The sequence below is a fragment of the Micrococcus sp. LASM2_SD2 genome (assembly GCF_057364565.1).
The window spans coordinates 1-1025 of sequence record NZ_JBNFOB010000410.1 but is presented as its reverse complement, the minus strand read 5'-3'; the positions used below and the strand labels follow the sequence as shown (position 1 = coordinate 1025).

The 1025-nt window shown below is 72.8% G+C and carries 2 protein-coding genes; both read left to right on the top strand.

Going from position 1 to position 1025, the window contains the following annotated elements; all coding sequences use genetic code 11:
* Positions 1-285 precede the first annotated feature (285 nt).
* Positions 286-645 carry a phage holin family protein gene (locus tag AC2W7A_RS12795; RefSeq protein WP_485991660.1) on the top strand — a complete coding sequence of 120 codons (360 nt, stop codon included), beginning with the start codon at positions 286-288 and terminating at the stop codon, positions 643-645.
* The coding region (locus AC2W7A_RS12790; RefSeq protein ID WP_485991659.1) for a DUF3618 domain-containing protein at positions 642-1025 on the top strand (384 nt) is incomplete at its 3' end. The genes AC2W7A_RS12795 and AC2W7A_RS12790, both read left to right, overlap by 4 nt.

Here is a 1025-nt window from a genome sequence, read left to right as displayed (position 1 = left end):
GAACGGCGCCCAGCAGGGCGGCGGACCGGTCCCGGGCCGCCGCGCCCAGGGCGTGCCGGTGCAGGGCAACCCGAACGCACAGGCGCACATCACCGAGACCCCGGCCGAGAAGCCGTTCGACCAGGAGAAGCCGGAGGGCCGCGCATGACCGGCTCGCACCTTCCGGGCGGCGACGGCACGGACCCGCGCGTCGGCGGTGCCGGTGCCGACCTGTACTTCGGCGGCGCCCATCCGGCCCCGCCCACCCGTGCCGAGGAGCGCGCCCGCACCGAGTCGCTGGGTGAGATGTTCGCCCACTTCGCGGAGAAGATCTCGCTCCTGATGCGGCAGGAGGTGTCCCTCGCCAAGGCCGAGGCCACCGACTCCGCCAAGAAGGCGGGCAAGGGCGCCGGCATGCTCGCCGGCGCCGCGCTCGCCGCATTCTTCGTCCTGCTCTTCGTCTCGACCGCCCTGATGTGGGCCCTCGGGAGCCTGATGCCGCTCGGCTGGGCCGCACTCATCGTGGCCCTGCTGTGGGCCGCCTGCGCCGCCGTTCTCGGCATGCTCGGCAAGAAGGAGCTGGACCGCATCAAGGGTCTGCCGCAGACCCGCCAGACGATTCAGGAGATCCCCGAGACCCTGAATCCCACCAAGGAGACCCCGTGAACAACGCCCCCGCCAACCGCAGCAACGATCCGGACCAGATCCGCGCCGACATCGAGCGCACCCGCGCCGAGCTCGGCCGCGACGTGGACGCCCTCGCCGAGAAGGTCAGCCCGACCAAGGCCGTCAGCCGTCAGACGGACCGTGTCCGCTCCGGCCTGATCAACGTCAAGGAGAACATCATGGGCAGCGCCGACGACTACCGCACCGGCCAGTACGGCCACGGCGACGAGCAGGGTCGCATGGGCCGGTTCGCCGACTCCGCCGGCGACTACGCCCACGACGCCGCCGAGGGCGCCCGCCACTACGCGGGCGAGGCGCAGACCCGCGCCCAGGTGATGGCGCACGACGCCTCCACCGCCGTGCAGCACGCCCCCGCCGAG